This is a genomic window from Kutzneria sp. 744, assembly GCF_000568255.1.
GTDB lineage: Bacteria > Actinomycetota > Actinomycetes > Mycobacteriales > Pseudonocardiaceae > Kutzneria.
In genome coordinates this window covers 6,176,027-6,183,211 of the sequence record NZ_KK037166.1, presented here as the reverse complement: position 1 = coordinate 6,183,211, position 7,185 = coordinate 6,176,027, and the positions used below count along the sequence as shown (strand labels likewise).

The 7,185-nt window shown below is 69.0% G+C and carries 7 protein-coding genes; 2 read left to right on the top strand and 5 right to left on the bottom strand.

Features of this window, described 5'->3' with window-relative positions:
* Together KUTG_RS28080 and phoU are read left to right on the top strand one after the other, a co-directional pair.
* A partial coding sequence (locus KUTG_RS28080) for an LCP family protein (protein ID WP_043720992.1) occupies positions 1-1,685 on the top strand: 1,685 nt, incomplete at its 5' end.
* Between the two features lie 84 nt (positions 1,686-1,769).
* Positions 1,770-2,438 carry a phosphate signaling complex protein PhoU gene (gene phoU / locus KUTG_RS28075; RefSeq protein ID WP_043720989.1) on the top strand — a complete coding sequence of 223 codons (669 nt, stop codon included), beginning with the start codon at positions 1,770-1,772 and terminating at the stop codon, positions 2,436-2,438.
* Between the two features lie 110 nt (positions 2,439-2,548).
* Here phoU and pstB read toward each other — a convergent pair whose 3' ends face one another.
* The 5 genes from pstB to mshD all read right to left on the bottom strand — a co-directional run.
* Positions 2,549-3,325: a phosphate ABC transporter ATP-binding protein PstB gene (gene pstB / locus KUTG_RS28070; RefSeq protein ID WP_043720988.1), complete on the bottom strand. Its 777-nt coding sequence runs from the start codon at positions 3,323-3,325 to the stop codon at positions 2,549-2,551.
* Positions 3,326-3,333: 8 nt separating this feature from the next.
* Positions 3,334-4,245 (bottom strand): phosphate ABC transporter permease PstA, encoded by a 912-nt coding sequence (gene pstA / locus KUTG_RS28065; RefSeq protein WP_043720985.1) that lies wholly within the window; start codon positions 4,243-4,245, stop codon positions 3,334-3,336.
* Positions 4,242-5,210 carry a phosphate ABC transporter permease subunit PstC gene (gene pstC, locus KUTG_RS28060; RefSeq protein ID WP_052395499.1) on the bottom strand — a complete coding sequence of 323 codons (969 nt, stop codon included), beginning with the start codon at positions 5,208-5,210 and terminating at the stop codon, positions 4,242-4,244. Before pstC ends, pstA begins: the two co-directional genes overlap by 4 nt.
* Before the next feature lie 100 nt (positions 5,211-5,310).
* A complete protein-coding gene (pstS, locus tag KUTG_RS28055) occupies positions 5,311-6,435 on the bottom strand; it encodes a phosphate ABC transporter substrate-binding protein PstS (RefSeq protein WP_157495635.1) in 1,125 nt (374 codons plus the stop codon).
* Positions 6,436-6,658: 223 nt separating this feature from the next.
* Positions 6,659-7,185 (bottom strand): mycothiol synthase (gene mshD, locus KUTG_RS28050; protein ID WP_063753571.1); only part of this gene is annotated, 527 nt, incomplete at its 5' end.

Genomic DNA, 7,185 nt, shown 5'->3' with positions numbered 1-7,185 from the left:
AGCACCCCCAGGGACCGCAGGACAGCCAGCGCACGCGCTTCGAGCCCGACGTGGACGCCGAGCAGACCACGATCGCCCCGCCGGACGAGGCGCTGGTCGACGTGCCCGCCGACGAGGCGGAGGCGCCGTCGAGGCCGGAGCGCCGCGAGGACATCGAGCTGGCCGCGCTGACCACCGAGATGGAGCCGATCGGCGAGGAGGTGCAGCGCCGCCGCAAGGTGGACCAGACGCTGGCCCGCTTCTCCGCCGTGCACGACGAGATGGCCGTCGAAGAGGCCAAGCGGCGCACCCGGCAGAAGAAGTACATGCCGTGGATCGACACGGACGACGGCGCGCCGCCCGAGGCCCCGCCGCCGGCCGCCGAGGAGCCCGAGGACGACCCCGAGTTCGACATGGACGCGGCGGAGATCGAGCGGGCCCGCGCCAAGCGTCGGATGATCGGCCTGGCCATCAAGGTGGTGGCCATCGCCGCCGCCGCGATAGTGCTGATCGTCTGTGGCATCGCGTGGGGCTCGGTCAAGGAGTGGACCGGCTCGGACATCAAGCAGGTCGACGCGCTGGACCCCAACTCGCCGGCGATCCAGGCCGTCGAGAAGCAGCAGGGCACCGACAACTTCCTGCTGGCCGGCTCGGACACGGTGCTGGTCGCGCATGTGCCGGCCGACCACAAGCGGGTCGTGTTCGTGTCCTTCCCCAGCGGTCTCGAGCTGAGCCAGCCGCCGTGCGGTCCTGCCAAGCTGTCCGGCGCGCTGTCGGCCGGCGGCCCGCAGTGCGTGACCCAGGACGTGCAGAAGATCTCCGGGCTGCGCATCAACCACTTCATGACGATGAACTCGGACGGCCTCAAGGGCATCGTCGACGCCATCGGCAATGTCGAGCTGTGCGTGAAGAACCCGTTGCAGGACGGGCAGTTGGGCGCGCTGCTGACCGGAACCGGGCCGCAGCCGGTCGACGGCGACACCGCCGTGAAGATCATCAAGGCCCGCAGCGTGGCCGGCGACCCGTCGCCCGATCTCGGCCAGATCCAGCGGCAGCAGCGGCTGATGGCCGCGATCCTGCGCTCGGCCGTGCAGGGCCAGGTGCTGCTCGATCCCGCCAAGCTCAACGGCCTGCTGTCCGCGGTGTCCAAGAACGCCACCGGGGACAACGTGGGCGTCGACCAGCTGTCCGCGTTGGCCCAGTCGGTGCAGGGCATCGGGCCGGACCAGGTGGTGTTCACCAGTGTCCCGGTCAACGGCACGCCGGAGGCCACGAAGTCCTTGTTCAACGCGGTGATCAACGGGACCCCGCTGCCGTCCGAGGGCGCGACGGCCAGCGGTCCGCTGGTCGACCCGAAGTCCATGAAGATCCAGGTGGTCAACGGAAGCGGCCAGGGCGAGCTGCCCACCAACACCGCGAACTCCTTGGGGCACCTGGGTTTCCAGGTCGTGTCGGTGAACAAGGCGGCCGCTCCCGTGGACCACACCACGGTGCGCTACGCGCCGGGCCGGGAGGCGCAGGCGCGCACGCTGTCGGCCGCGGTGGAGGGTTCCAAGCTGGTGGAGGACTCTTCGCTGGCCGGGGCCGTGCAGCTGGTGACCGGGCCGGACTTCAACGGTGACGTCAAGGCGCCGCAGCCGCAGCAGAACAGCCAGCAGGCCTCGGATGTGTCCACGATCAGTGGAGCGGACAGCTCCTGCCAGTGACGATGCCCTTTCGTCGCCCGTGGTTCACGTCGGGTTCACTCGGCGATGCCGCTGGCGCGACCCCGAGAACGTAGGCTGTGGGCCATGCGTGAGGCTTACCATGACCAGCTCGGCGACCTCGCTGACCAGCTGGCGAGCATGTGCGCCATGGTCGGCGACGCCATGGAGCAGGCGACCAAGGCGTTGCTGGACGCGGATCTCGCGATCGCGGAGCGGGTGATCGGCGGCGACGCGAAGATCGACGACGCGCGGGCCAAGTGCGAGGAGGACGCCTACTCGCTGCTCGCGCTACAGGCCCCCGTGGCCACCGACCTGCGCACCGTGCTGTCGGTCATCCACGCTGCGGAAAGCCTGGAGCGGATGGGCGATCTGGCCCTGCACGTGGCCAAGGCCGCCCGCCGTCGTCACCCGGCGGCCGTGCTGCCCGAGGAGGTGCGCGGCTACTTCGCCGAGATGGGCCGGATCGCCGTCGACCTGGCCCGCAAGGCCCAGCAGGTGATCCGCACGCAGGACGTGGAGCTGGCCCGTCGCCTCGACGAGGAGGACGACGCCATGGACGACCTGCACCGCCACCTGTTCTCCGTGATCATGGACAAGGACTGGGGTCACGGCGTGCCCTCCGCCGTCGACATCACCCTGCTCGGCCGCTTCTACGAGCGCTTCGGCGACCACGCCGTCTCGGTGGCCAAGCGCACCGTTTTTGTCGTCACCGGCCGCATGCCCGGCTACGCCAGCGGCGCCGAGGACCTGTAGACCAAGAAAAACAGTGGGCTCGCCGGAGGTTCCGGCGAGCCCACTGTCCTATATGGACGATGCGGCGCGCGGTCGACCCCTGCCGCCGACCGGCGCCACACCGAGTCCGATCAGCCGAAGCGGCCCGAGATGTAGTCCTCGGTGGCCTGCTGGCCGGGGTTGGAGAAGATCTTCTCGGTGTCGTCGATCTCGACCAGGCGGCCGGGCTGGCCGACGCCGGCCAGGTTGAAGAAGGCGGTCTGGTCGCTCACCCGGGCGGCCTGCTGCATGTTGTGGGTGACGATGACGATGGTGAAGTCCTTCTTCAGCTCGCCGATGAGGTCCTCGATGGCCAGCGTGGAGATGGGGTCCAGGGCGGAGCAGGGCTCGTCCATGAGCAGCACGTCGGGCTGCACGGCGATGGCCCGGGCGATGCACAGACGCTGCTGCTGACCGCCGGAGAGGCTGCCGCCGGGCTTGTCGAGGCGGTCGGAGACCTCGGCCCAGAGGTTGGCCCCGCGCAGGGAGCGCTCGGCCACCTCGTCAAGCTGCTTGCGGTTCCGCATGCCGCCCAGCCGGAGGCCGGCGACCACGTTGTCCCGAATGGACATGGTGGGGAACGGGTTGGGCCGCTGGAAGACCATGCCGATGGTGCGGCGCACCTCGACCGGGTCCACGGTGGTCGCGTAGATGTCCTCGCCGTCCAGCAGCACCTTGCCCTCGACGCGGGCGCCGGGGGTGACCTCGTGCATCCGGTTGAGCGAGCGCAGCACGGTGGACTTGCCGCAACCCGAGGGCCCGATGAACGCGGTGACGCTGCGCGGCGGCACGGCGAGGGTGACCCGGTCCACGGCGTGGAACTTGCCGTAGAAGATGTTCAGGTCCTTGACGTCGATCCGCTTGGCCATTTTTCAGCTCACTTCGTCTTGATGGCCGAGAACCGCGACACGAGGGCGGCCACGAGGTTGAACAGCATGATCAGGATGATCAGGGTCAGCGCCGCGCCCCACACCCGCAGCTGGCCCGCGGGGTTGGGGTTGTTCAGCTCGCTGTAGATCAGCAGCGGCAGCGAGGTCATGTTGCCGTCGAAGATGTTGAAGTTGATCGACTTCGAGTAGCCGACCAGCACCAGCACCGGCGCGGTCTCGCCCATCACCCTGGCCATCGCCAGCATCACGCCGGTGACCACGCCGGACAGCGCCGTCGGCAGCACGATCCGCACGATGGTCTTCCACTTGGGCACGCCCAGCGCGTATGAGGCCTCGCGCAGCTCCTGCGGCACCAGCCGCAGCATCTCCTCGGTGGACCGCACGACCACCGGCAGCATCAGCAGCACCAGGGCCATCGACACGGCGAACGCGCTCTGGCCCATCTGGAACGTGCTCAGCAGCAGCGCGTAGATGAACAGCGCGGCCACGATCGACGGCACGCCCGAGAGGATGTCGACCATGAACGTGGTGGTGCGGGCCAGCCGCCCGCGGCCGTACTCGACGAGGTAGATCGCGGCCAGGATGCCGACCGGCACCGCGATCACCGCGCACACCACGGTCTGGAGCAGGGTGCCGATGATCGCGTGGTACGCGCCGCCGGCGAACTCCTTGGGCAGCACGCCCTTGAGCGAGTGGGTCCACCAGTCGGCGGTGATCACGGCCTCGAAGCCGCGGGCGATCACGGTGACCAGCAGCCACACCAGCGGCACCAGCGCGATCAGGAAGGCCAGCGTCACCAGCACGGTGGCCAGGATGTTCTTGAACTTGCGGGCGCCGCCGACGGCCTGGAAGGCGGGCGGCGTGGCCGGACGGTCCAAAGTGGACGCTGTGGTGGTCATTGCGCCGCCTTCCCGCGCGCGATGGACCGGGCCACCGCGTTGACCACGAAGGTCAGTACGAACAGCACGAGGCCGGCCGCGATGTAGGCGCCGGTCGGCAGCGGCTGGCTGAACTCGGACGCGGCCGAGGCGATCTTGGACGCGAAGGTGTAGCCGCCGTCGAACAGGCTGAAGCCGGAGGGCTTGGGCGAGGCGTGCAGGATGAGCAGCACGGCGACGGTCTCACCGAGCGCGCGGCCGAGGCCGAGCATGGACGCCGCGATGTAGCCGCTGCGCCCGAACGGCAGCACCGTGGTCCGGATGACCTCCCACTTGGTGGCGCCCAGCGCCAGCGCGCCCTCGATCTGCATCACCGGCGTCTGCCGGAACACTTCGCGGGTGACCGAGGTGACGATCGGCAGCAGCATCACCGCGAGCACCACGCCGACGGTGAAGATGGTGCCCGCGCCGGCCAGCGGGATGTTGCCCTTGGCGAACAGCGGGAACCAGCCGAACACGGTGTTGAGCCAGGTCTCGAAGGGTTCGAGGGCCGGGCCGAGCACGAGGATGCCCCACAGGCCGTAGACGATCGACGGCACCGCGGCCAGCAGGTCGACCAGGTACGCGAAGCCGCGGGACAGCCGGGCCGGGGCGTACTGGGTCAGGAACAACGCGATGCCCAGCGACACCGGCATCGCGATGACCAGGGCCACCAGCGAGGTCAGCACGGTGACGATGAGCAGGTCCCTGATGCCGAACATCAGGTTGTTCGAGTCGGTGGTGAGGAAGTCGGCGCTGAAGAGGAAGTTCGCCTTGTCGGCCAGCAGCGACGGGACGGCCTTGATCAGCAGGAAGATCCCGATCAGCGCGATCGCGATCACGATCGCGAGGCCGGCGCCGGTGGTCAGCGTGCGGAAGATCGTGTCGCCGGGGCGGCGCGGGGTCGCCGCCGTCCGGGCACCTGGTTGACCGCTGTCGGAGGTCATGGCACCAATCATGCGGCTACCGCCCCGATCGTCCAGAGCGGACTCTGGACGATCGGGGCGGAGGCGCGTCGGTCGGGTGTCGCTCATCGGGATACGGCGGTCAGCTGATGGCGTCGATGGCGGTGGTCAGCTTGGCCTTCAGCGAGTCGGGCAGCGGGGCGTAGCCGTTGGTGGCGAGTTCGGCCTGGCCCGCGTTGATGGCCGTGCTCAGGAACGCCTTGACGGCCTTGCCGGTGGCCGGGTCCGCGTACTTGGAGCAGACGATCTCGTAGGTGGCCAGCAGCAGCGGGTAGGCGCCGGCGGCGGTGCTCTTGTGGATCGAGCTCAGGTCGAGCGAGAGGTCGTTGCCGCTCGGGTTCTTGAACGCGGCGCTGGAGATGGCCTTGCCGACGCTGTCCGCGCTGACCTTGACCGGGGTGCCGCCCGCGGTGGTGACGATGGAGGCGATGTTGAGCTTGTTGGCCTGCGCGAAGGACCACTCGACGTAGGCGATGCCGCCGTCGGTCTGGCCGAGCGAGGTGGCCACGGCCGGGTTGCCGGACGCGCCGGAGCCCACGCCGCCGTTGAAGGTCTTGCCGGCGCCCTTGGTCCAACCGCCCGCGCTGGTCAGGTACTGCTGGAAGTTGTCCGTGGTGCCGGACTGGTCGGACCGGTAGACCACGCTGATGGCGGTGCTGGGCAGCGTCGCGCTCGGGTTGAGCTTCTTGATCGCGTCGTTGTTCCAGGTCTTGATCTCACCGTCGAAGATCTTCGACGCGGTGGCGGCGTCCAGGTTGAGGTCGGACACGCCCTTCACGTTGTAGACCAGGGTGATCGGGCCGAACACGACCGGGAGGTCCCAGGCCGGGCTGCCGCAGGAGGCGGCGGCCTTGTCCGGCTCGCCCTTCTTCGGGTCCAGGGCGGAGTCCGAGCCGGCGAAGTCGGTCTGCTTGCCGGTGAAGTCGGACACGCCGGCGCCGGAGCCGTTGGCCGTGTAGTTGACGTCGTTGCCGTCGCAGGCGTCGTTGTAGGCCTTGACGAACAGGTCCATCGCGTTCTTCTGCGCGGTGGAGCCGCTGGCCTTCAGCGTCTTCTTGCCCGAGCAGTCGACCTTGGGGGCCGCCGACGTGGAGCTGGTGTTCGAGGAGCCACCCGTCGCGGTGCTGGTGTTGTTGTCGCTGCCACAGGCGGTGAGCAGGAGGGCGCCTGCCGCCATGATGCCCAGCGCGACGCCGTGCCGCTTCATGTTCACCTGGATCCTCCGTTTGGAGACTCGACTTCGAGCGCGACGGGTCCCGCCGCTCGTTTGCCGACCGTAGGCAGCCAGGGTGGACGTCAGACCGTGAGTGAATGAACGGAAGGTGAACAGGACACACGATGTGACGACAACTACTCCATAGGGGTGGTATCGCGACCGCAGCGTGACCCTGTCGATGAGAGTTCGTGACGCAGCGCAGCGTAACGCCGGATCAGCTCCCGTACTGCACGTCCGCGTCCCACACAGTGAAGCCGAGCTTGCTGTAGACCGCCACTGCCGGCGCGTTGTCGGACTCGACATAGAGCATCACGCTGCGTAGTCCCGCCGCCCGCAGGTGCTCCATCCCGATGACGGTGAGCGCCTTGCCGAGGCCGCCGCCCTGCGCGTCCGGGTCGACACCGACCACGTAGACCTCGCCGATGGCCTCCGGCGGGCCCGGGTGAACTTTCGTCCAGTGGAATCCGAGCAGCCGGTCGGAGGCGTCGACGGCGAGGAAGAACCCGGCCGGATCGAACCAGCTCTCCTGCTCCGTGGACATCAGTTCCTCGACCGTCAGCGCCCCCTGCTCGGGGTGCCAGGAGAAGGCCTTTCGGTTGACGGCGATGACCGCCGCCTCGTCCTGCCCGGGAACGAAGGTGCGGACGCGGACCCCCTCGCGCAGCTGTGCCTCGGGCACGTCGCCGGTCATCCACCGCATCCGGCGCATCTCGCGCACCCGCTTCAGGCCCAGCTCGGCGG